Genomic DNA, 23,550 nt, shown 5'->3' with positions numbered 1-23,550 from the left:
TTGCCATCAAATCAGGGTTATAACCATAAATAATAACATTAACTCCGTCGACCCGAACCTTTTTTACCTTTCTCTACAAGGTTAGTTGATCCCCTCCTGTAAAGGCAATTTCAGGCTGACAATACCGTCATCCAGTTGAATATCAACATGAAAGTTAAGTTTTCGTGCCAGCGTAATCATGCCGCGGTTGTGGGGCATCGTGATACCGTTTAATTGTTGCAAGCCGTGATGGCGCGTATAGCGGATCATCTTTTCCAGCAGGCGGCGCCCCATACCCAGCCCTTTGAGGTCAGAACGCACCAGCACCGAGAACTCGGCGTCGATGTTATCGGCATCTGAGATAGCACGCGTGACGCCGATGATCTCAGGGTGTCCCAGATGCTGACGCACGGCCACAATCGCCATCTCACGGTCATAATCGATTTGCGTCATGTTGGCGAGGTCTTCATGGGTAAACTCATTGATTTCGCTGAAGTAGCGGTAGTAGAGATCCTCTTTCGTGACCTGGCTGATAAAGTCGCGCAGCAGGGGTTCATCTTCAGGCAGGATGGGACGGAACAGGCAGAACTGCCCATCTTTTAATTCGACCTGCTCTTCCAGATGCTGCGGATAAGGGCGGATAGCCAGCCGTGCTTCATTGTCACCGTGGAAGGGGGCCAGCGTCAGGGTGACGTCCAGCAGGGTAAAATCACTACCCGCCGCCAGCAGCGGATGGATATCGAGCCGATCGATTTCCGGGCAGTCGACCACAAGGTTTGAGACCTGCACCAGCAGCTGACTTAACCCGGCGATATCCAGCGGATTCAGGGCGCTGCGGCTGCGGATTTTTCCGCTCTTGATCGCCTGAATCACCAGATAGCGCGCCAGCGTCATGTTGAGCGGCGGCAGCGCAACGGCGGCCTGTTTGTCAGCCTGCCATTCGACGCCGCCTTCGCCCAGCATGATGATCGGACCAAACAGTGCATCCTGTTCGACCACAACCCGCAGCTCCTGTGCGCCCGCACGGCTTGCCATGCCCTGAACCAGTAGCCCTTCAATACGCGCCATCGGCAGCGTCTGCCTGACCCGATCAAAAATGGCTTCGGCGGCGCGCTCCACTTCACTGGCATTGCGCAGGTAGAGCATCACCCCCTGCACCTCCGACTTATGCGCGATATCGGGTGAACGCAGCTTGAGCGCCACCGGATAGCCAATCTGATCGGCAATCGTTACGGCCGACGCGCTGTCGCTGGCAATCCAGGTCGGCAGCGTGGTCAGCCCGTATGCCTGAAGAACCGGCTGCACTTCGTGCGTATCCAGCGCCGTGATCCCGCGCGCCAGGGCCTGGGAGAGTAACTGGTGAACATGCGCGCTATCCTGCGTCAGCGTCGCGGGGAGGGCAGGGGTTTCGCGCAGCTGCTTCTGGTTACGCCGGTATTCAACCTGATGCATAAACGCGGTGACGGTGCCCTCCGGCGTACGCCAGGTGGGGATTCCCGCCTGGGTAAAGGCGCGTCGTGCCGCCTGCGAAGAGAACTCTCCGCTCCAGTTAGTCAGCAGGGTTACCCGCTTACCGCGCGGGTGACGGGCAAGGGTTTCGATAAGGTGGCTGGCCGTTTCGGTAGGGGGCGCAACCGCGCTTGGCGCATGAATAATCATCAGCGCATCAAAGTCATGACTGTCGAGCAGGATCTCCACACAGGCGGCATAGCGCGCGGGCGTTGCATCATCCTTTAAGTCGAGCGGATTGCCCCGGCCCGCGCCTGCGGGCAGCAGCGCCTCCAGCTGTTGACGGGTCTGTTCGCTGAGCTGTGCCAGTTTGCCGTTGCGGGCATAGAGCTCATCCAGCGCCAGCGCAGCAGGGGCGGCACCATTACTGACGATCATCAGCCGGTCACCCCGCAGCGGCCGCATATGACTCAGCGATTCCACCGCAGAGAAGAGCTCATGGGTATCCTGCACCCTAAGCAACCCGGCACGCTGAATGGCGGCATCCCAGGCCGCATCCAGGCCGCTGTGGGTGCCGAGCAGCGCCTGCGCTTCACGGCTGCGACCGCTCTTGATCACCAGAATCGGCTTGTTGCGGGAGGCACTGCGCGAGGCGGAAACGAAACGGCGTGCGTCACTGAGGTGTTCAAGGTAGAGCAGAATGGCGCTGGTTTTACCGTCGCGCGCCAGGAAGTCGAGCAGGTCGTCGACATCGGTGTCCAGGCTGTCACCCAGCGCGATAAACCAGGAGAACCCGAGGTTACGCTGCTGCGCCCAGTCGAGAATGGTATTCGAGACGGCGGCGGACTGGGAGATAAAGGCGAGTCGGCCTTTGGCTATCGGCACCGGTGAGAAGCTGGCATTTAATCCCTGCCAGGGGGCCAGCAGGCCAAGACTGTTTGGTCCCAGCAGGCGTATCTGCCACTGACTGGCGCACGCTTTAAGTTCAGCAGACTGGCTGGCGGGGGCCGAAAGGATAATGCAGGCCTTGCAGCCTTTTTCGCCGAGCTGTTGCAGCAGCGCAAGGTTGCGCTTTGAATGGGTGCAGATGACCGCCAGATCCGGCGCGAAAGGCAGGCTGTCGATGGTGGGCCAGGCCAGGACACCGCTGACCGCCTTATATTTCGGCGTCACCGGCAGCACCGGTCCGCTGAATCCGCCCGCCAGCAGGTTTCGCATCATAAAGTAGCCGGCGCGCCCCGGCGTCACCGAGGCACCAATAACCGCAATGGATTTAGGTCGTAACAGCGCTTCCAGCCCACGTTGACTCATCGCGTCCTCCAGAGTTCGGGATTTGCGTGATTGTAAACGCTTTTTGCGGGCCGTGCTTTCGGGCAGATCGCAGCCTGAGCATCCGGCCGCGCAGGCCTCAGGCAACCGGTGAGAAGCGGGGCCGGTTAATCCTGCCCGGCATGATGCGGTTTGCCTGCCAGGTAGGCGGCACGAAAGCGATCAAAATGGTGAGATAACGCGTCTGCCGCGAGCCGATCGCCCGCCTGCTCCAGCAGCGCCGCGGCGACTTCGGCGGTACAGTGCTGACCTGCGCCATGGGCTTCGCGTAGCGTGTAACGCGAAGGAGTAGTGACATTCAGCGACATGACCGGCAGGGCATCGAGCCAGGGGCTTTTGCGGAACATTTTGCGCGCTTCGGTCCAGGTGCCATCCAGCATAATAAACAGCGGCGGTTTTCCCTGCGCGGGCGGCGAGGTCAGCACCTCCCGGCCCGAATCGGCATAGCTGGCCGGAAAGACCACCAGCGGCTGGTAATCGGGGTTGCGCACAGCCGCCAGCAGCAGCGGATCGGGCTCGGTGCGTGACCAGCCGAAGGCCTGGGTGTCGGGCAGAATATCGGCAATCAGACGGCCGGTGTTGCTCGGCTTCATCGGCTCGGTATCAAACATCACCAGACAAAAGCGGCTGCGGGCGGCTTGCGGGACGATCTGGCTGCAGAGACAGCTGGCCTCGGGCAGCAGGCAGCCCTGGCAGCGAATGACCCGGTTTCCGCGCGCGAGGAAAGGACGGGTCGCGCGGGCGAGACGTTGGGTGCGCAAGCGCAAAACAGCATTATCAGACATGAGTATTCAGGGCAGGAAAAACGTCAGTGTAATCGAAGCGCAGGCGAAAAGGAAAAGGCCAGCCGGGCTGGCCTGGGAAGATTAAAGGGATTCGTCCAGCCATTCGTTAAACGGCGCTTTGGGCATAGCACCGTTCAGCATGTCGACCCGCTCGCCGTTTTTAAACAGCATGATGGTCGGGATACTGCGAATGTTGAAGCGGGCGCTCAGCGCCGGTTCCGCTTCGGTGTTCACTTTAATGAAGCGCACTTTACCGCTGCGCTCACTGGCGACATCTTTAAAGACCGGCGCAAAGTTGACGCACGGACCGCACCACGGCGCCCAGAAATCAATCACGACGGGCAGGTCGTCCTGAAGATATTTGTCGAAGGTCGCGGCGGTGGCGTTGACCACTTCACCGTCGAACAGTTCGCTTCCACAGCGTCCGCATTTCGCCGCATCGGCAAGGCGCTCTTCGGGAACGCGATTAGTTGCCTGGCAGGAAGCGCATACCGTATTCATAGGAACCTCTGAAGTTGGAAAGTGTCAGTCTGGTAATTATTGTCCATTATGAAAGGGGAGCGATTTACCCTCAATCTGGATCGCTCTATAGGTTCAATAGTTGATAGCTAAGCGCCGGCACATCAGGTAATCTGCGCGCTCTCAATGCAGGAGGAAGACATGAACGACGAATTTAAAGGCAAAAGCGGTAAGGTTAAGGTGATGTACGTGCGTGGCGAGGATGAAAAGAGCACATCTAATCCTCGTACAGGCAAAGGTGGTTACGCTGCCGCCCGCCAGGATGATAATCGTCGTTCATCGGGTTCCCGCACAGAACGTAGCCAGGAAGGCGGCCGCTCTGCGGGTCGTCGCAGCGACGACAGCGGACGCAGCGGTTCAGCGCGCCGCGACGAAGGCGGACGGGGTGCGCCACGCCGCTCGGGTGAGGGTTCAGGCCGTCGCAACGAGCGCTCCGACGATCGTAGCTACGGCAGCAGCGACTCCCCATGGCGGACTGTGTCACGCGCGCCTTCTGCCGATCGCACCGCGGCGTCAGAAAGCGACAAGCCCGATCACGGCGGCATCAGCGGCAAGAGCTTCGTCGATCCGGAGCAGATTCGTCGTCAGCGTAACGAAGAGACGCGCGTCTATGGTGAGAACGCCTGTCAGGCCCTGTTCCAGAGCCGTCCGGAAGCGATTGTCCGCGCCTGGTTTGTGCAGGAAGTGACACCGCGTTTCCGCGAAACTCTGCGCTGGCTGGCGGCCAACCGCAAAGCCTATCATGTGGTTGAAGATGCAGAGATCACCAAAGCCTCCGGCACTGAGCATCATGGCGGCGTCTGCTTCCTGATCAAAAAGCGCATGGGTATGGCGGTTTCTGAGTGGCTGGGTCAGGCGAATGCCAAAGATTGTGTACTGGCACTGGAAGATGTCAGCAACCCGCATAACCTCGGCGCAATCATGCGCAGCTGCGCGCACTTTGGCGTGAAAGGTCTGCTGGTCAACGACGCCTCTCTGCTGGAGTCCGGTGCGGCGGTGCGTACCGCAGAGGGCGGAGCCGAGCATGTGCAGGCGATCAGCGGTGCCACCTTCAGTGAAGGTCTGGAAGCGTTTCGCAAAGCGGGTTACACCATCGTCACCACCTCCAGCCATCAGGGTACGCCCCTGGCTCAGGCTGAGCTGCCGGAAAAAATGGTGCTGGTGTTAGGTCAGGAGCGCGAAGGTCTCTCTGACACGGCGTTTCAGCAGGGGGATATGAGCGTGTCGATTGGCGGCACCGGCAACGTCGAGAGCCTTAACGTCTCGGTTGCCACCGGCGTGCTGCTCGCCGAATGGTGGCGTCAGAACGCATAAAAAAACGGGCCGAAAGGCCCGTTTTGCTTTGTCTCATCAGTGCGCGCCACCGCCACCGCCGCCCGCGCCAAACGGCGGACGGGCAAACCAGATCAGCACCAGCAGGATCAGAAACACCCCCGCCGACGCCCAGAAAATTTCATTCGCTGAAATAATCAGTCCCTGGTTAGTGATCTGCTGCGCGATCCAGGCCGACGCCTGTTGCTGCGTCATCCCCATGCCCTCCAGCTGGCTGTACATCTGCTGCGAATTGACGTTGTACGGGGTAATCGACTCCGTCAGATAGCTGTGATGCATTGACTCGCGATTGGTCCACATGGTGGTGGTAATCGACGTACCGACTGACCCGGCAAAGGTTCGCAGGAAGTTCGACAGGCTGGATGCCGCCGCCAGACGCTCCGGGGGAAGGCCCGACAGCGTGATGGTGGTCAGCGGCATAAAGAAGCAGGCCACGGCAAAGCCCTGAATAAACTGCGGCCAGGCGGAAGCGCCGAAGTCCATACCCGGTTCAAACGTCCAGGCGCGCCAGTAGAAGCAGACCGCATACATAATGAAACTGAAGGTGACCAGCCGTCGCATATCGAGCTTGTGGGCGAAGCGACCGATAATCGGCGACAGGATCACGGGGATGATCCCCACCGGCGCAGAGGCCAGACCGGCCCAGGTCGCGGTATAGCCGTAGACCTCCTGCAGCAGCTGCGGCAGCAGCACAATCGAGCCAAAGTAGAGCATGTAAGCCAGACTGATCGACAGGCAGCCGATAGTGAAATTGCGCGACTTAAACAGCGACAGGTCGATGATCGGATGATCGTCCGTCAGCTCCCACACCAGCAGCACGGAGAGCGCAATCACGGCCACTACCCCCAGCACGATGATCTCCGTCGAGCTGAACCAGTCGAGCTCTTTCCCGCGATCGAGCATCACCTGCAGACAGCCGATCCCGACGACCAGCAGCACCAGACCGACCGTATCGATGGGGCGGATTTCGGTTTTGGTTTCCCGGCCTCGCAGCGTCTGCAGCGTCAGCATCACCACCACCGCACCAATCGGTACGTTGATGAAGAAGATCCAGCCCCAGTGATAGTTGTCGCTGATCCAGCCGCCCAGAATCGGGCCGCAGATCGGCGCTACGATCACCGTCATCGCCCACAGCGACAGCGCGATACTGCGTTTAGCGGGCGGATAGTTACTGAGCAACAGACTTTGCGACAGCGGAATCAGCGGACCCGCCACGATCCCCTGCAGGATACGGAAGAAGATCAGCATCTCGAGGCTCTCTGACATGCCGCACGCCCAGGAGGCGACGGCAAACAGAATGGTCGCCCAGGTAAAGAGCCTCACTTCACCGATGCGTTTGGCCAGCCAGCCGGTCAGGGGGATCGAAATCGCATTGGCTACGCCAAACGAGGTGATCACCCAGGTTCCCTGCGAGTTAGACGCGCCCAGGTTCCCGGCAATGGTGGGGATAGCCACGTTGGCGATGGTCGAGTCCAGCACCTGCATGAACGTGGCCAGCGACAGCGCCACGGTCATCAGGACCAGCGGCATCCCTTCAAGCGGTTTTTGTGCCATTACAGCCTCCGCGCCATCATCCGGCGTTGGCGCGGACGATATCGGTGATCAGTTTATTGACCGGCGCAAGGTCAATCGCCAGGGCGTTGCTGCTGTAAGCGGCCTGCTGCCGGACACTGTTCGCCAGCGTAATGCCCTCTTTGCTGGTGGTATCGATCTTCACCAGCGTTGAGAGGCCAATACGCAGCGGATGTCTGGCGATATCATCCTGATTCAGTTCGATTCGCACCGGCAGGCGCTGAACCACCTTAATCCAGTTACCGGTGGCATTCTGGGCGGGCAGCAGCGAGAAGGCGCTGCCGGTGCCCATATCCAGACCGGCGACTTTGCCGTGATAGACCACATCATCACCATAGATATCCGCCACCACGGTAGCGGGCTGACCAATACGCACGCCAGCCAGCTGTGTCTCTTTAAAGTTGGCGTCGACCCACAGATTGGTTGCCGGGACAACGGCCAGCAGCGGGGTGCTGGTGGAGATTTGTGAACCCACCTGAACGCTGCGACGGGAGACATAACCGTCCATCGGGCTGCGGATGTCGGTTCGCTGCAGGGCCAGCCAGGCGTCACGCAGTTCAGCGGCGCTCTGCTGCACCGCAGGCTGATTTTCCAGCGTGGTATTGAGGATCATCGCCTGATTGGCATTGTATTGCTGAACGGCGACGTCCAGCTGCGCTTTGGCGGTCGCCACGGCGTCGCGGGCATGCTGCAGCTCTTCACGGCCAATCAGATTAGCGGCACCCAGAGGCTCCCGGCGTTTCAGGTCAGCCTGCGCCTGGGCCAGAGCGGTCTGCTGCAGGGTGATGCTGGCTTCATACTGCTTACCGTTGATCATCAGCTGATGCGTCTGACGCACGCTGGTGGCGAGGGCCGTCTGCGCTTTTTCAAACGCCTGCTCGGCATCGGTCTTATCCAGGGAAACCAGCACATCGCCTTTTTTGACGTAATCGGTGTCTTCAAACCAGACTTTATTGACGCTGCCGGAGACCTGGGCCATCACCTGCACCTGGTTACCGGCAACGTAGGCATCATCCGTTTCCTGAAAATGGCGCAGTACCAGGAACCAGTAAACACCCCAGGCAATCCCAATCAGCACAAAGATCAGCGCCAGCAAAATGAGCACACCTTTGCGCTTTTTCTTTTTGTTGCTGGCTGACGGTTGCGGGCTCTGTGCTTCTGCCGTTGCACTCATGTCTTTCTCCACGTATTCCATTGAGTCGGGGAGGGGCAGGGATCCCTGTCCGCCGGCGCCCGAGTCGAAAAAGCCAGCGACTGAGCGCTGGCCAGAAAAAAAAGGAACTTAAAATAACGATTCCGACAGGTGATTGTGTCGCACTTATTGCTATCAGCGGGACAGTGAGGCGATCAGCTGATCTTCATCCATTTTGTCGAGGCGGTTAAGCAGCTTGCGGGTGATTCCTTCCAGCTGCGACTTCTCATCAACCGACAGAGAAGACCAGAGATATTGCAGGCTCTGATGCTGCGGTGGCAGCAGCTGACGCAGGAACTCCATGCCTTTGTCGGTCAGATGCAGGTGCAGGCAACGGCGGTCGTGATCGCTTTCGCGACGCTCGATCCAGCCGCGTTTTTCCAGCTCATCAGCAATGCGCGTAGCATTGGTGCGTGACGAGCCGAGGGCCGAGCTGAGTTCCGAAGGCTGAATGCTGTGATTTTCCTGAGCATCCAGCGTGATCAGCGCCATAAACAGGGTTTCGTTGATCCCCTGTGCTTTCAACATCTTATTACGATTGTCCAGCAGTTTACCCTGCATATGCATACAGAGACGCGTCAGGATAATTTCCTGTAACGGAAAATCCTTATGGCGATTGGCACGGATGTTTAGCATCTGCTCAATGGGAGTAAACGAACTTTCCATTAAAAAAAACCTCACTAATTGCAACTTGTATAATAACTATGGTGACAGGCTAAGCGTAGTCACTTTTCGGCAGGTGATCGCTGACCGACGCACGCTGCACCATTAAAGGTGTTCCAGGCCATTCCCTGGCCCTGGGTCAAAAACCCGTCCGCCCGGCGGCAGCCGCAGTGCCAGAGCGTTATCAAAAAGGGGGCAAATTTAATAATATCGCGAGGAAAAATAACTGAAGTGAATAGGTTTGCTGCTAACCATAACAAACCTAACCATTTGTGACCAGATGCAATCCGCTTTCCGGGCAGAGTTCAGTGAATTTTTCGGGTTCAGCATGCGATCCGCCGGCTCCCACCCGACCCGGCAGGCCGATTTCACCCTCTGAGACGTGACAGGGTGCTCCGGCGAGGCTGACAGAGAGGAAAGAGTGCTGAGCAATCGTATGAGCAGGGGCTGAACGTCGTCGTTGCTGCCCACACAGAGGCCGGTGGCTACCGACTGCGGGAGCACTGAAACGGGTGTCAGACCCTGGCGAGTCGCATTCATAAACAGCATCGGTCGCTAATAATCATTTGAGGTTAATAATAACTCAAAAAACTATTTCACACGCATGTTTATTAACAGGCCATACCAGTCATAACAAGAGGTTTAAACCTCGGTAGAGGATTTACGGGTGACGTTATGCGAATAGGCTCAGGAAGCATACGCCTTTCGCAAAGACGCAAAAGATGCCATCCATGGCAGGCTCAGCGCGGGCCATCCCTGGCCCGCTATGCTTTGCTACAGGCGTATGCTCCCATCGCTTTGAGTTTTGGCGCCGTCTGAATGAAGAAACGCTTTCAGATCAGGACGACCTGCCCGACTATCAGAAGTTCCAGTCCTCATCTTCCGTCTCAACCGCCTTACCCATCACATAGGATGAGCCCGAACCGGAGAAGAAGTCGTGGTTCTCATCAGCGTTGGGTGACAGCGCTGACAGAATGGCCGGGTTCACCGCCGTCAGCTCCGCCGGGAACAGCGCCTCGTAGCCGAGATTCATCAGGGCCTTGTTGGCGTTGTAGTGCAGAAAAGTCTTCACCTCCTCCACCCAGCCGACATCACCATACAGCGCTTCGGTATAAGCCACTTCATTCTCATACAATGCCAGCAGCAGATCGTACGCGAACTGCTGCAGCGCTTCGCGGCGCTGATCGTCCACCGTCGCCAGCGCCTGCTGGAACTTGTAGCCAATGTAATAACCGTGCACCGCCTCATCACGAATAATCAGGCGGATCAGATCCGCGGTGTTGGTCAGCTTGCCGCGACTCGACCAGTACATCGGCAGCCAGAAGCCGGAATAGAACAAAAACGACTCCAGGAAAACGCTGGCGATTTTCTTCTTCAGCGGATCGTCGGCCTGATAGTGTTCCAGAATGATGCGCGCCTTGTTCTGCAGCGGCGCATTCTCTTCGCTCCACTGATAGGCGGCATCCACATCCTGCGTGTTGCACAGGGTTGAGAAGATGGAGCTGTAGGAGCGGGCATGCACCGCCTCCATAAAGCTGATATTCGACAGCACCGCCTCTTCATGCGGGGTTATCGCATCGCCCATCAGTCCCGGCGCACCGATCACGTTCTGAATGGTATCCAGCAGCGTCAGACCGGTAAAAACCCGGATGGTCAGCTGCTGCTGCTGTTTATCCAGCGTCTGCCAGGCAGGCAGGTCGTTGGAGAGCGGCACTTTCTCCGGCAGCCAGAAGTTGCTGGTGAGGCGGTTCCAGACCTCAAGATCTTTCTCATCCTGAAGACGGTTCCAGTTAATGGCCTGAATCTGTTTTAGTTGCATAGTGTTTATCACAGGGAGCAGGAGACGCAGCCCTGAACCTCCGTGCCCTGAAGCGCCATCTGGCGCAGTCGAATGTAATAGAGCGTTTTGATGCCTTTCTTCCACGCGTAAATCTGTGCTTTGTTGATGTCACGGGTGGTGACGTCGTCGCGGAAAAAGAGCGTCAGCGACAGCCCCTGATCAACGTGCTGAGTCGCCTCTGCATAGGTATCAATAATCGCTTCCGGCCCAATCTGATACGCATCCTGATAGAGATGCAGATTCTCATTGGTCATGAACGGCGCGGGATAGTAGACGCGTCCGGTTTTGCCCTCTTTGCGGATCTCGATCGGCGAAACAATCGGATGGATACTGGAGGTGGCGTGGTTGATGTAGGAGATCGAACCGGTCGGCGGGATCGCCTGCAGGTTCTGATTAAACAGCCCGTGCTGCATTACCGCATCGCGCAGCGCCTGCCAGTCCGCCCGGGTCGGCAGCGTCACGCCGGCGTCGGCAAACAGTTTTGCCACCCGTTCGGTGCGCGGCAGCCATTCGCGCTGCAGATATTTGTCGAAATAAACGCCGCTGGCGTACTGCGAATCAGCAAAACCGTCGAAGGTCTGCTGACGCTCCTGTGCCAGCTGATTAGAGGTGCGCAGCGCGTAATAGGTGATGCAGTAAAAGTAGAGGTTGGTGAAATCGAGCGCTTCCGGCGAACCGTAGACGATGCCTTCCCGCGCCAGATAGCCGTGCAGGTTCATCTGACCCAGGCCAATGGCGTGCGACCGCCGGTTTCCTTCGGCGACCGACGGCACCGACGCGATCTCACTCATCATCGACACCGAGGTCAGGGCGCGTACCGCCACGTCCACGGTGCGCGCCAGATCGCGGGAATCCATGGCGTGGGCAATATTGAGTGAGCCAAGATTGCAGGAGATATCTTTGCCGACCCGGCGATAGCTGAGATCGTCAAAGTACTCGCTGGCGCTGTTCACCTGCAGGATCTCTGAACAGAGGTTACTCATATTGATGCGACCGGCAATCGGATTACTGCGGTTCACGCTGTCCTCATACATGATGTAGGGGTAGCCTGACTCAAACTGAATCTCGGCCAGCGTCTGGAAGAAGTCACGCGGCTGAATCCAGGTTTTGCGGATGCGATCGTCGGCCAGCATCTCGTCATACTTCTCGCTGATGCTGATATCGCCAAAGGCCTGGCCGTAAATGCGCTCAACATCGTAGGGCGAGAACAGCGCCATCGGCTGGTTCTCTTTCGCCAGCCGGAAGGTGACATCGGGGATCACCACGCCCAGCGACAGGGTCTTGATGCGGATCTTCTCATCGGCGTTTTCGCGCTTGGTGTCGAGAAAGCGGAAAATATCGGGATGGTGCGCGTTCAGCCATACCGCGCCCGCGCCCTGACGTGCGCCCAGCTGATTGGCGTAGGAGAAGGCATCCTCCAGCATCTTCATGACCGGGATGACGCCCGACGACTGGTTTTCGATACGCTTAATGGGCGCACCGGACTCACGCAGGTTGGAGAGTAAAAAGGCAACGCCGCCGCCGCGCTTTGAGAGCTGCAGCGCGGAGTTCACGGCACGGCCAATGGACTCCATGTTGTCTTCAATGCGCAGCAGGAAGCAGGAGACCAGCTCGCCGCGCTGCTGCTTGCCGCAGTTGAGAAAAGTGGGGGTGGCAGGCTGGAAGCGGCCGCTGAGGATCTCCTCCAGCAGCGCACGCGCCAGGGTTTCATCGCCCTGAGCCAGCGTCAGCGCCACCATGCAGGCGCGCTGTTCAAAGGTTTCCAGATAGCGTTTGCCGTCGAAGGTCTTCAGCGTGTAGCTGGTGTAGTACTTCCAGGCACCCAGGAAAGTTTTGAACTCAAATCCCCACGTCTCCGCCACCTCATGCAGCGCAAGCAGGAAGTCGAAATCGTACTGGTTCAGCACCTCAGCTTCGTAATAGCTCTCCGCCACCAGATAGCGTAAACGCTCGGCGCGGCTGGCGAACTTCACCGTGTTCGGCTCCACATGCTGCAGATGAAACTGACGGGTCGCTTCGCGATCCTTGTCGAACTGGATGCGCCCCTCCGCGTCATAGAGGTTGAGCATGGCGTTGAGCGCGTGATAGTCGAGCGTCACGCCGTTGAGGGTGTCTGTTGTTGCCAAAATTGGGTTACTCCCGCTTTAACGTTCGCGATGTCGTCCGGGGTTCCCATCAGCTCGAAACGATAGAGCAGGGGAACCTGACATTTTTTTGCAATGATGCTGCCCGCCAGACAGTAACCGGCACCGAAGTTCCGGTTGCCCGCGGCGATGACGCCACGGATTTCCCGTCGGTTGGCCTCATCATTAAGAAACTGAATCACCTGACCGGGTACGGCACCGCGACTGCTGCCACCGCCATAGCTGGGCACGACCAGAATATAGGGCTGGTCGATATGCAGCGTCTGACGGGCATCAAGCGGGATGCGCCGGGCTGGCAGGCCAAGGCGCGTCACAAACCGGTGGGTGTTTTCCGACTGGCTGGAAAAATAGACCAGCGGGAACATGCGTTTATCCCCCGACAGCGGACAGCGTGCGCAGCGAGGCGATTTTGTCCGGGCGGAAGCCGCTCCAGTGATCGTTATCCGCCATCACCACCGGCACCTGGCGATAACCCAGGGATTTCAGGTTGTCGATCGCTTCGGGCTGGCTGTCGAGATTGATGAGCTGATAGGTCAGACCCTGACGGTCCATCGCACTCTTCGTGGCATTGCACTGGACACAGTTATCTTTAGTGTAAATAATAATGCGCATGATTCGTATTTACCTCTATGTGCGGTTCGGGTGCCCGGCAATAACGCCGCCCGCCTGATTTACGGGCTTCATTCTGGCGGACATCGGGTGTCAGACTGATGGGTTAAATACTAGATGTAGGGGTTTTGGTGGTCAAGCCCACCAGATATAGGGTTTTATGATTTGCATTTGCGCAACACGGCCAAAGCCAGCAGGCGTGCGCCCTGCGACGCGGAAAAAATCTTTTGTAAATTTTACGGGCTGGATGACAGGCAAAAAAAAGCCCCGCACGGGGCAGGGCTCAGAAGATTTTTCGCGCTTAGCGGCGTGAGGCCAGCAGGACACCCACCACGATACCGAAAGCGGCACCGATACCGACACCGTGCCATGGCTTGTCATGTACATAGGTATCAACCTGTGCACCGGCATCACGGGCAACCTGGGTCACACGGTTGCTGCCACCATTCAGTTTAGAACGGGTCTGCTTCAGCAGTTTTTCTGCCTGACTGCGGGCAGAGTCCACTTCGTCTTTGGCATCACTGCCGTAAGATTTCAACAGCGCTTCCAGTGAATCGGCCAGTTCGTTAACGTCCTGATTGATATCAATGTCATCGTTTTTTACAGTGCGATTAAACATTTTTTGGCTCCCTTTGATTTAAAAACGTAATACTAGTGTAGACGACCTTGAGATAAACGAGACGCGGGAGGGGGCTTTAGGGAAAATTCCGAATGCCCGCTCTGTCATGCTGATGTAAGGTTGCGAAGCTTTTGAAAGAGGAGAGGATCGAGCATGTATTTACGACCAGATGAGGTAGCGCGCGTACTGGAAAAAGCGGGTTTCGAAATGGATCAGATTACCCCACGGGCCTATGGCTATCGCCGGGGGGAGAACTATGTCTATGTGAATCGCGAAGCGCGTATGGGGCGCATGGCATTAGTGATTCATCCGACCCTGAAAGAGAAGAGCCAGCCGTTCGCTGAGCCGGCGTCTGAAATGAAAACCTGCGATCACTACACCCAATTCCCTCTCTACCTGGCGGGTGATTCACAGGAACATTACGGCATCCCGCACGGATTCAGTTCCCGCATGGCGCTGGAACGCTACATTCAGAGCGTTTTCGGCTGAGGCATCAGGCCCCGCCGCGACGGGGCACTGACGCGCATGACCCCGCTCCCTGTTCTCCTGCCGTTGCAATTCCCGGCTGTGACGCGTATAAATTTGTCCCTTATAGATGTTTAGACGTCCATACGGATAAAATTGATGAGCGAACAGCCAACTTCCCCGCAGCAACAATTTAAACGCACCATGAAAGTCCGCCATCTGGTGATGTTATCGCTGGGCGGTGTCATCGGCACCGGCCTCTTTTTCAACACCGGCTATATCATCTCCACCACCGGGGCCGCAGGCACGCTGCTCGCCTATCTGATTGGGGCGCTGGTGGTCTGGCTGGTGATGGTCTGTCTGGGTGAACTGTCGGTGGCGATGCCGGAAACGGGCGCGTTCCACGTCTATGCGGCGCGCTATCTCAGTCCGGCGACCGGCTACACCGTGGCCTGGCTCTACTGGCTGACCTGGACGGTGGCGCTGGGCTCCAGCCTGACGGCGGCGGGCTTCTGTATGCAGTACTGGTTCCCGCAGGTGCCGGTGTGGGTCTGGTGCCTGGTATTCTGCTGCGCCATCTATCTGCTGAACGTGGTTTCTGCCCGCTTCTTCGCCGAAGGGGAGTTCTGGTTCTCGCTGATCAAGGTGGTCACCATCATCGCCTTTATCCTGCTCGGCGCGGCGGCGATGTTTGGCTTTATCCCGATGAAAGATGGCACGCCTGCACCCGGTCTGAGTAACCTCACGGCGCACGGCTGGCTGCCCAACGGCGTGCTGCCTATCCTGATGACCATGGTGGCGGTGAACTTTGCCTTCTCCGGCACCGAGTTGATCGGGATTGCCGCCGGTGAAACCCAGCAGCCGCAGAAGGTACTGCCGCTGGCGATTCGTACCACGGTGGCCCGGTTGATTCTCTTTTTCATCGGCACGGTGCTGGTGCTGGCGGCGCTGATCCCGATGGATCAGGCCGGTATTGTGAAAAGCCCGTTTGTGCTGGTGTTTGAAAAGATCGGTGTGCCCTGGGCCGCGGATATCATCAACTTCGTGATCCTGACGGCCATTCTGTCAGCGGCCAACTCCGGCCTCTATGCGTCGGGACGTATGCTCTGGTCGCTGGCTAATGAAAACACGCTGCCACGTGCCTTTGCGAAGGTGAACCGGCGCGGCGTGCCGCTGCTGGCGCTGACCGTCAGCATGATCGGCGGCCTGCTGGCGCTGATCTCCAGCGTGGTCGCGCCTGACACGGTATTTGTGGCGCTGTCGGCCATCTCCGGCTTTGCAGTGGTGGCGGTCTGGCTCAGCATCTGCGCCTCGCACTTTGTGTTCCGTCGCCGTCACCTTCAGCAGGGCAAATCGCTGGCCGATCTCGCCTACCGCGCGCCGCTCTATCCGCTGACGCCTGTTCTCGGCTTCCTGCTCTGCCTGCTGGCGTGCGTCGGCCTGGCGTTTGATCCGACACAGCGCATCGCCCTGTGGTGTGGCATCCCGTTTGTGCTGTTCTGCTACGCCGCGTACCATCTGACCCACAAATCATCCCCGAAGCCTGAGGAGGCCAATGATGTCGTATAACCCTGTCGCGCAGGCTTTAACAGAGTCACCGCTGCTGATTCTGGATGGCGCGCTGGCCACCGAGCTGGAAGCGCGCGGCTGTCAGCTTGCCGATGCCTTGTGGTCAGCCAAAGTGCTGATGGAGGATCCTGAGCTGATCTATCAGGTGCACTACGACTACTTTGTGGCGGGTGCCCGCTGCGCCATCACCGCCAGCTACCAGGCGACCCCGCAGGGCTTTGCCACGCGCGGCCTGAGTGAGGATGAGTCCCTGGCGCTGATCGCCCGCAGTGTTGAACTGGCACAGCGCGCCCGTCACGACTATCTGGCGGTGCGGCCCGATGCGAAAACGCTGCTGGTGGCAGGCTCGGTGGGGCCTTATGGCGCTTTCCTGGCGGACGGGTCGGAGTATCGCGGGGATTATGCGCTGCCGGAAGCGGAGATGATGGCGTTCCACCGCCCGCGCGTGCAGGCGCTGCTGGCGGCAGGAGCCGATCTGCTGGCCTGTGAAACCCTGCCTTCCTTTGCCGAGGCGCAGGCGCTGGTGAAGCTGCTGGCTGAGTTCCCTGACGCCCGCGCCTGGTTCTCGTTTACGCTGCGTGACGCCGGACACATCAGCGACGGCACGCCGCTGGCAGAGGTGGTGAGCTGGCTGAATCAGCAGCCACAGGTAGTGGCGCTGGGGGTCAACTGCGTGGCGCTGGAGAGCGTAACGCCCGCCCTGCAGCAGTTACAGACCCTGACCGACAAACCGCTGGTGGTCTATCCCAACTCCGGCGAGCAGTATGATGCCGGCAGTAAAACCTGGCATTCTGCGCCGTCGGGCTGCACCCTGCATGACAAGCTGGCCGAGTGGCAACAGGCGGGTGCCCGGCTGATTGGCGGCTGCTGCCGCACCTCACCGGGCGACATCGCGGCCATCGCCCGCACTTGTCAACCGCAATAAGCTGCCGGAATCGGGCGATGATAGCCCGATTGAGGCGGAGAGGGGAGACTACACTCTGATCACTGATCACTCTGTGGACCCCCTCTATGAAACAGCGAATTCTGGCTCTTGCCGCCGCGCTGCTGCTCAGCGGCTGCGCCACCATTGTCGGCAATGAAACCCAACTGGTGCGCATTGACTCTCTGCCGCAGGGCGCGCGTTTTACCGTGCAGGATGAGCGCGGCTATGCGGTGGCGCAGGGTTTCACGCCCCAGACCGTTGAACTGGCCAAATCCACCGGCCGCTACTTCGGCAAAAAACACTACCTGCTGATGCTGGAAAGTCCGGGCTACGTGCCGGTCACGGTGCCTATCGAAGCACGCGCTAACCTCTGGTATCTGCTGGGCAACATTCCGCTTGGCGGTTTCCCCGGCTGGCTGCTGGTTGACCCCTTCTACGGCGGCATGTATGACCTCAAGCCGGAACATCCGCGTCCCTTTATGAACCCGGTTGGCGCGCGCGGCTGATTACTGCGCGGTCGGCTTCACCATTCCGCCTGGCGTTTTGTGGCGTTCCAGATACTGATGCTGGAAAATGCACATGCGGATGGTGTTGCGGTACTCCCCGTTGATAAAGAACTCATACTTTAGCACGCCTTCGATTTCGAAGCCGAGTTTGGTGTAGATGTGAATCGCCTTTTCGTTCTCCTGATCCACAATCAGGTAGAGCTTATAGAGATTCAGCACCGAGAAGCCATAATCCATCGCCAGTTTCGCCGCCTGTGTGGCCAGCCCTTTGCCCTGATGGGCCGGATCGATGATGATCTGAAACTCGGCGCGGCGGTGCACATGGTTAATCTCAACCAGCTCCACCAGTCCCGCTTTCTGGCCGTCATGCTCCACCACAAAGCGACGTTCGGTCTGATCGTGAATGTGCTTGTTGTAGAGATCGGACAGCTCCACAAACGCCTCATAGGGCTCCTCGAACCAGTAGCGCATCACGCTGGCGTTGTTATCCAGCTGATGGACAAAATGCAGATCTTCCCGCTCCAGCGGACGCAGTTTTACCGTCATCGTCAGACTCCTTGTTAAAAACGTCGTCGCGAGTATACCGCAACGGCCGTGCGTGAGCAGGCGGGAAGCGCGAGCCGTGATGGCCGGGGAGACGATAAGGCGGGCAGAGGCGGAGCAGGAGGGGCCGGACAGCGGAGCGGTGCCGTCCGGCTGGCGATCAGGCGGTGATCTCTTCGATAATACGACCCTGCGCCATGCGCACGGCGCGATCGCACATGTGATCGATCACATCGGGATCGTGGCTGACCAGCACCATGGTCAGGCCATCCTGCCGTTTCAGATCGTTAAGCAGGTTGAGGATCTCCGCCTGCACGGACATATCCAGCGCCGACGTCGGCTCATCCAGCAGCAGGATCTTCGGCTGCAGCAGCAGGGCGCGCACGATGGCGACGCGCTGACGCTGACCACCCGAAAGCTGATGTGGATAGCGATCGGCCAGCGCCGGGTCCAGCCCGACGTGACGGAAACCCTGATCGATACGGTCGTTGATGTTATCGCGTTTCAGCAGCTTCAGCGGCTCCGCCAGCGTGCGGCGCAGACGGTGCCGCGGATGCAGCGAGGCATAAGGGTCCTGAAACACCATCTGCACTTCCTGCCGCAGCGCGCCGGTGAAGGCTTTGCCGGGCTGAACCTGATGACCGGCCAGCTGCATCTGACCCTGCCAGTGCGGGTTCAGCCCCGCCAGCACCCACAGCAGCGACGACTTGCCGCAGCCGGACGGGCCGACCAGGCCAAAGCACTCACCCGCTCTGACCGTGAGGTTCACCTCACGCACCACGGTGCGCAGCTCGTAGCCCTGCTTATGGGCGACGCTTAAATTCGCAAGCTCAATCATGATTCGCCTCCAGTGCAGCGCGGTCCAGCACCGGTAACGCCTGGCCGTGGGTCGCCTTGCCCGGCCGGCAGGCCCACAGCGTGCGGGTGTAGGGGTGAGTCGCGCGGGGCAGGTCAGCGGCAGGCAGCGTATCGAGCAGCCGGCCCTTGTACATCACCATCACCCGTTCGCAGTGTTCCGACACCTGCTGCAGGTCGTGGCTGATCAGCAGCAGACCCATGTTGCGTGCCTCCACCAGACCGCGGATCAGCGCCAGCACCTGATCGCGCATCGCATGATCCAGCGCGGAGGTGGGTTCATCGGCAATCAGGAAGTCGGGATCGGTGATCAGGGCGATGGCCAGCATCACGCGCTGGCCCATGCCGCCAGAGAGCTGATGCGGATAGTGCTGCATCAGGCGACGCGGATCGGGCAGGCCGACCGCATCCAGCATCTCACACACCTTCTCTTTGCGCTCGGCACGGCTCAGGCGGCGATGCAGGATCAGCGGCTCCTCCACCTGCCAGCCGATGGTGCGCGTCGGGTTAAGGGCATATTTCGGGTCCTGCATCACCATCGCCACGCGGTTACCGCGCAGCTGGCTCCAGTGACGCTCACTCAGCGTCAGCGCATTTTCGCCCGCGACCTGCAGCTGGCTGGCCTGCAGATGCAGCGCCGGAGAGAGTAAGCCCATCAGGCTGCGGGCAGTCAGGGACTTACCGGAACCGGACTCACCGACCAGCGCCACGCGTTCGCGGCCCACGGAAAAGGTGATGTTATCGACCAGCAGCGCATCATCGCTGCGAATGGTCAGCCCCTCAGCAGAGAGCAGATTATTTTGCATGACGGGTATCCAGTCGGTCGCGCAGGCCATCGCCTGTCAGGTTAAAGGCCAGGCTGGCAAACAGAATCGCCGCGCCCGGTGCGGCAGCTACCCACCACTGATCGAAGATCACTTTACTGCCTTCGGCCACCATCGACCCCCATTCTGCCGTCGGCGGCTGAACGCCCATGCCCAGGAAACCGAGTCCGGCAGCGGCCAGGATGATCCCGCCGAGGCTCAGCGCGGCGCGCACCACGGCGGTCGGCAGGCAGAGCGGCAGAATGTGACCAAACATCAGCCGAAAGCCGGTAATGCCCTGCATCCGCGCGGCGGCCAGGTAGTCGCTGCGGCGCAGCGCCAGGGTTTCCGCGCGCGCCTGACGGGCAAACGGCGGCCAGCTGGTCAGCGCCAGCGCCAGCGCGCCGTTCATCAGGCCGGGGCCGAGAATCGCCACCAGCGCCAGCGCGATAACCAGGTTCGGCAGCGACAGGAAGATATCGGTAATGCGCATCAGCACGCGCTCCGTCCAGCCGCCCACATACCCCGCGGTGATGCCGATCAGCAGCCCGGCCGGAATGGTCAGCACCAGAATCAGCGACACCAGCAGCAGGGTAGGGCGCGCGCCATAAATCACGCGCGACAGCAGATCGCGGCCAAAGCCGTCGGTGCCGAACCAGTGATGCGCCGAAGGCGGCAGCAGGCGGCTCGACATGGTCTGCAGATTGGGATCGAACGGCGCAATCAGCGGGGCTAACAGCGCCATCAGAATCAGGATCGCCACCAGCGTCAGCCCAACGGTTAACGAGGTAACGCGTTGACGGCGACGGCGTGGTCGCAGCGTTTCGAGTTCAGAGAGTTGTTGCGTCATCGGGTTCTCGGATCGGTTAACCAGGTTAAAACATCCGCCAGGGTGTTAATCAGAATAAAGCAGCCGCCGATTAACAGGGTTGAGCCCAGAATCGCCGGCACGTCGCCGGAGAAGAGCGCGTTGGTCATATAGCGTCCCACACCCGGCCAGGCGAAGACGGTTTCGGTCAGCACCGAGCCTTCCAGCAGCGTGGCGTAGGAGAGGGCGATAACCGTCACCAGCGTCCCCAGCACGTTGGGGAAGATGTGACGCAGCAGGATGCGCACCCGACCCGCGCCTTTGGCTCGCGCCAGCACCACATACTCTTTGCTGCTCTCTTCCAGCAGCGCGGCACGCAGCAGGCGGGTAATGCCCGCCATCGCCAGCAGGCCCAGAATCACCACCGGCAGCCAGAGGTGCGCAATCGCGTTGCGGAACATCTCCGGTTCACCCGACAGCCAGCTGTCGATCAGCACAAAGCCGGTTTTCGGCTCCAGGGTATAGACCCAGATGTCATCCAGCCGTCCCGGTCCGGCAGACCAGTGCAGCACCGCATAAAAGAGCAGCAGACCCAGCAGGCCGAGCCAGAACACCGGCACCGAGTAGCCGAGCAGGGAGATAAAGCGGGCGAGGTTGTCGATCCAGCTACCCGGTTTCCAGGCCGCCAGCAGCGCCAGCGTGACACCGAAGATAACCGCGAAGATCATCGCACAGGTGGCCAGCTCAATGGTGGCCGGGAAGGTGGACATCAGGTCGCTGCTCACCGACTGATTCGTCAGGCGGGAGACACCGAGGTCGCCCTGCGCCAGATGTTCAATGTAGCGCCAGAACTGTGTCAGCACCGGCTGGTCAAGACCGAGGTCGTGACGCACCTGCGCATAGGTCGCTTCACTGGCGTGATCGCCCGCGATCTGCTGTACCGGATCGATCGGTGAGAGATGCGACAGCATAAAGGTAAAGGCGAGCAGGCCGAGCAGCGTCACCAGCAGCGACAGCACGCTGCCGAGCAGACGCCCGCCCCGCTGCCAAAAAAGCCGGGCGAACCCGGCTGAAGGAACAGACTGAGCCATTACTTGGTGACCTGCGAGTAATACACCATGTCAGGGTTGATGCCCTGGACATAGCCTTTCAGGTTGTCGCGCAGGGCGATCAGGTTCTTCGCCTGCATCCCAATCACGTAAGGTGAGTTCTTCATCACTTCACGCTGCATCGCTTCATACAGTGCCACCCGTTTTTTCGGATCGCTTTCGGCGGTCGCCGCAATCACCTGCTTGTTCAGCTCAGGAATGTGCCAGTCTGAACGGTAAGCAATGGTTTTGCTGCCATCTTCCGGATTGTAGGCAAAGGAGGCGGCATTGGTGTTGGGATCAAAATAGTCGGAGCCCCAGGCGTTCAGCGTCGCTTCATACTTATGCGCCTTCACGTTGGTGGAGACTTCGGAGCTCAGGCCCGGCACCACTTCGACCTTCACGCCGCCTTTGGCGAAGCTGCCCTGCAGCGCCTGCGCGATATCCAGATAAGGCGGCTGGTTGCTGGTGGAGAGCTTAAAGGTCACATTGGTCAGGCCCGCTTTCTTCAGAATCGCTTTGGCTTTTTCCGGGTCGTAGCTGTAAGGCGTGTCGTTGATCGCGCCCAGGAAGCCTTTGGGCAGGAAGGACTGATGCACGTCGAACTGGCCTTTCAGCAGCTCATTGGCGATGCCTTTGTAATCCCACAGGTAGCGCGCCGCTTCCCAGAAGGCCGGGTTCTTCAGCGTGTCGTTCGCGCCGATGTTGAACTGGATATAGTAGAGCGACGCCATCGGGATCGCTTCGGTCTTCACGCCCGCTTTGCCGTTCAGCGCGGCGATCTGGTCAGCGCCCAGGTTACGGGCGATATCCGCATCACCCTGTTCCAGCAGCAGACGACGCGCGGCCGGTTCCGGCACGTTTTTGATCAGGATGTTTTTCATTTTTGGTGCGCCCGCCGGTGAGGTCGGGTTGGCACTCAGCAGCACCACCTGATGCATGACCACTTTACGGATCTGATACGGGCCGCTGCCCGCAGAGTGGGTGGCCAGCCAGGCGTTACCGAAGTCGCCGTTTTTCTGGTTCGCCATCGCGGTTTTCTCATCGACGATCGAAGAGACCGGGGCGGAGAGCAGGCTCAGAACGTAGGTCGGGCTGACGTTGGCGGTCCAGCTAATCTGCACATGGTTGTCATCGACCTTTTTCAGGAAGCCATCGACGTTATCTTTGGTCCAGCCGAGCTGCGTCAGAATGAAAGAGGGGTCCAGGTTCAGTTTGACCACGCGGCCCAGCGAGAAGATCACATCTTCCGGGCGCACAGGGTTGCCGGTAGAGAACTTCGCATCTTTGCGCAGTTCAAAGGTCAGACTGCGGTTGTCGCTGCCAGGCTGCCAGGCGGTCGCCAGCGTCGGCTTCAGATCCACCGGGTTCTGCGGGTCAGACTGGACCAGGCGCTGATAGATGTTGGTAAAGGCCTGAACGCTGGTCAGTTCAAAGCCTTTTGCCGGGTCAAAGCTGTCTGCATCGTCTGTGGACTGCGCGATGACCAGCGTATCTTTGGGGGTGGCGGCCTGGGCTGTGAAGGAGGCAGCCAGCGTCAGTGCCAGCAGTGATGGAATTATAGTTTTCATGAAATTTCCTTGCCTTAGAAAGTTACGCGAGTTTACGAAAGGGCCGATGTGAAGAATAGTCGAATATGGGCTAATCATATGCCTTAAAGTTATAAGCGATGGGTTGTGGTTATAACAGCGTAACGGCGTTGTTAGCGAAGCGGCAGGCCGAGCAGAAACAGAACCTCAACGAAGCGGTTATTTCCCGCGAAACGGCTTTACCGTAATCCCGCTCTTCTTATAATAGCGGCATCTCACTACTGGAGTATTCCGTTGGACAGTCACCCTGAATTAACGATTATTCTGGCAAGCTGAATTTTCTCTGCTGCTTGCCAACCGGCGAGCAGCGATCCCCCGTTTTAATTCCCGATCGCGCTCCTTAATAATTTCCCGTTGCCCGTGGGAG

22 protein-coding genes are annotated in these 23,550 nt (G+C 59.1%); 5 read left to right on the top strand and 17 right to left on the bottom strand.

Annotated features, from left to right (window positions below; all coding sequences use genetic code 11):
- Window positions 1-81: 81 nt before the first annotated feature.
- The 3 genes from AC6I7A_RS15090 to trxC form a co-directional block, all read right to left on the bottom strand.
- Complete coding sequence (locus AC6I7A_RS15090; protein ID WP_058957955.1) at window positions 82-2,739, bottom strand: bifunctional acetate--CoA ligase family protein/GNAT family N-acetyltransferase; 2,658 nt, start codon at window positions 2,737-2,739, stop codon at window positions 82-84.
- 125 nt (window positions 2,740-2,864) lie between these two features.
- The gene (locus tag AC6I7A_RS15085; RefSeq protein WP_009088539.1) at window positions 2,865-3,542 is read right to left on the bottom strand and encodes a tRNA-uridine aminocarboxypropyltransferase; all 678 of its coding nucleotides are present in this window, start codon (window positions 3,540-3,542) and stop codon (window positions 2,865-2,867) included.
- A gap of 81 nt (window positions 3,543-3,623) precedes the next feature.
- Entirely contained in the window at window positions 3,624-4,043 is a 420-nt protein-coding gene (trxC, locus tag AC6I7A_RS15080) for a thioredoxin TrxC (protein ID WP_009088541.1), read from the bottom strand.
- A 159-nt stretch (window positions 4,044-4,202) separates the two neighbouring features.
- Here trxC and AC6I7A_RS15075 point away from each other — a divergent pair, with 159 nt between their 5' ends.
- A complete protein-coding gene (locus AC6I7A_RS15075) occupies window positions 4,203-5,375 on the top strand; it encodes a tRNA/rRNA methyltransferase (RefSeq protein ID WP_058957956.1) in 1,173 nt (390 codons plus the stop codon).
- Between the two features lie 36 nt (window positions 5,376-5,411).
- On the opposite strand, the gene emrB is transcribed toward AC6I7A_RS15075, so the two are convergent.
- The 8 genes from emrB to AC6I7A_RS15035 all read right to left on the bottom strand — a co-directional run bounded on the left by emrB (window position 5,412) and on the right by AC6I7A_RS15035 (window position 14,032).
- Window positions 5,412-6,947: a multidrug efflux MFS transporter permease subunit EmrB gene (gene emrB, locus AC6I7A_RS15070; protein WP_058957957.1), complete on the bottom strand. Its 1,536-nt coding sequence runs from the start codon at window positions 6,945-6,947 to the stop codon at window positions 5,412-5,414.
- Window positions 6,948-6,963: 16 nt separating this feature from the next.
- Window positions 6,964-8,139 (bottom strand): multidrug efflux MFS transporter periplasmic adaptor subunit EmrA, encoded by a 1,176-nt coding sequence (gene emrA / locus AC6I7A_RS15065; protein ID WP_058957985.1) that lies wholly within the window; start codon window positions 8,137-8,139, stop codon window positions 6,964-6,966.
- Between the two features lie 153 nt (window positions 8,140-8,292).
- Window positions 8,293-8,823 (bottom strand): transcriptional repressor MprA, encoded by a 531-nt coding sequence (mprA, locus tag AC6I7A_RS15060; protein ID WP_003850381.1) that lies wholly within the window; start codon window positions 8,821-8,823, stop codon window positions 8,293-8,295.
- Window positions 8,824-9,679: 856 nt separating this feature from the next.
- A complete protein-coding gene (gene nrdF / locus AC6I7A_RS15055; RefSeq protein WP_009088550.1) occupies window positions 9,680-10,639 on the bottom strand; it encodes a class 1b ribonucleoside-diphosphate reductase subunit beta in 960 nt (319 codons plus the stop codon).
- 8 nt (window positions 10,640-10,647) lie between these two features.
- The gene (gene nrdE / locus AC6I7A_RS15050) at window positions 10,648-12,786 is read right to left on the bottom strand and encodes a class 1b ribonucleoside-diphosphate reductase subunit alpha (protein WP_072215515.1); all 2,139 of its coding nucleotides are present in this window, start codon (window positions 12,784-12,786) and stop codon (window positions 10,648-10,650) included.
- Complete coding sequence (gene nrdI, locus AC6I7A_RS15045) at window positions 12,756-13,169, bottom strand: class Ib ribonucleoside-diphosphate reductase assembly flavoprotein NrdI (RefSeq protein WP_009088554.1); 414 nt, start codon at window positions 13,167-13,169, stop codon at window positions 12,756-12,758. Before nrdI ends, nrdE begins: the two co-directional genes overlap by 31 nt.
- Window positions 13,170-13,173: 4 nt before the next feature.
- Window positions 13,174-13,416, bottom strand: a complete 243-nt coding sequence (nrdH, locus tag AC6I7A_RS15040; RefSeq protein ID WP_009088556.1) for a glutaredoxin-like protein NrdH — start codon at window positions 13,414-13,416, stop codon at window positions 13,174-13,176.
- Window positions 13,417-13,714: 298 nt separating this feature from the next.
- Window positions 13,715-14,032, bottom strand: a complete 318-nt coding sequence (locus AC6I7A_RS15035; RefSeq protein ID WP_009088558.1) for a DUF883 family protein — start codon at window positions 14,030-14,032, stop codon at window positions 13,715-13,717.
- Between the two features lie 153 nt (window positions 14,033-14,185).
- Between AC6I7A_RS15035 and AC6I7A_RS15030 the strand changes: the two genes are divergently transcribed.
- From AC6I7A_RS15030 to AC6I7A_RS15015, 4 genes are all read left to right on the top strand, one after another.
- On the top strand, window positions 14,186-14,521 hold the full coding sequence (locus AC6I7A_RS15030) for a DUF2002 family protein (protein ID WP_009088560.1): 336 nt from the start codon (window positions 14,186-14,188) through the stop codon (window positions 14,519-14,521).
- A gap of 135 nt (window positions 14,522-14,656) precedes the next feature.
- Window positions 14,657-16,066, top strand: a complete 1,410-nt coding sequence (gene mmuP, locus AC6I7A_RS15025) for an S-methylmethionine permease (RefSeq protein ID WP_009088562.1) — start codon at window positions 14,657-14,659, stop codon at window positions 16,064-16,066.
- Entirely contained in the window at window positions 16,056-16,991 is a 936-nt protein-coding gene (gene mmuM, locus AC6I7A_RS15020) for a homocysteine S-methyltransferase (protein ID WP_058957958.1), read from the top strand. Before mmuP ends, mmuM begins: the two co-directional genes overlap by 11 nt.
- An 86-nt stretch (window positions 16,992-17,077) precedes the next feature.
- Complete coding sequence (locus AC6I7A_RS15015) at window positions 17,078-17,497, top strand: hypothetical protein (RefSeq protein ID WP_009088566.1); 420 nt, start codon at window positions 17,078-17,080, stop codon at window positions 17,495-17,497.
- Here the strand turns inward: AC6I7A_RS15015 and speG are convergent, their stop codons facing one another.
- The 6 genes from speG to AC6I7A_RS14985 form a co-directional block, all read right to left on the bottom strand.
- On the bottom strand, window positions 17,498-18,043 hold the full coding sequence (gene speG, locus AC6I7A_RS15010) for a spermidine N1-acetyltransferase (RefSeq protein WP_058957959.1): 546 nt from the start codon (window positions 18,041-18,043) through the stop codon (window positions 17,498-17,500).
- 157 nt (window positions 18,044-18,200) lie between these two features.
- Window positions 18,201-18,878 (bottom strand): ABC transporter ATP-binding protein, encoded by a 678-nt coding sequence (locus AC6I7A_RS15005; protein ID WP_058957960.1) that lies wholly within the window; start codon window positions 18,876-18,878, stop codon window positions 18,201-18,203.
- Entirely contained in the window at window positions 18,871-19,701 is an 831-nt protein-coding gene (locus AC6I7A_RS15000; RefSeq protein ID WP_058957961.1) for an ABC transporter ATP-binding protein, read from the bottom strand. The genes AC6I7A_RS15005 and AC6I7A_RS15000 overlap by 8 nt, the downstream gene beginning before the upstream one ends.
- Window positions 19,691-20,548, bottom strand: a complete 858-nt coding sequence (locus AC6I7A_RS14995; RefSeq protein ID WP_058957962.1) for an ABC transporter permease — start codon at window positions 20,546-20,548, stop codon at window positions 19,691-19,693. The genes AC6I7A_RS15000 and AC6I7A_RS14995 overlap by 11 nt, the downstream gene beginning before the upstream one ends.
- Window positions 20,545-21,597: an ABC transporter permease gene (locus AC6I7A_RS14990; protein ID WP_046102403.1), complete on the bottom strand. Its 1,053-nt coding sequence runs from the start codon at window positions 21,595-21,597 to the stop codon at window positions 20,545-20,547. The genes AC6I7A_RS14995 and AC6I7A_RS14990 overlap by 4 nt, the downstream gene beginning before the upstream one ends.
- The gene (locus AC6I7A_RS14985; RefSeq protein ID WP_058957963.1) at window positions 21,597-23,165 is read right to left on the bottom strand and encodes an ABC transporter substrate-binding protein; all 1,569 of its coding nucleotides are present in this window, start codon (window positions 23,163-23,165) and stop codon (window positions 21,597-21,599) included. Before AC6I7A_RS14985 ends, AC6I7A_RS14990 begins: the two co-directional genes overlap by 1 nt.
- Window positions 23,166-23,550: the final 385 nt, after the last annotated feature.

It is taken from the genome of Type-F symbiont of Plautia stali (genome assembly GCF_059731105.1).
This window is presented reverse-complemented; position numbering and strand designations above follow the sequence as displayed.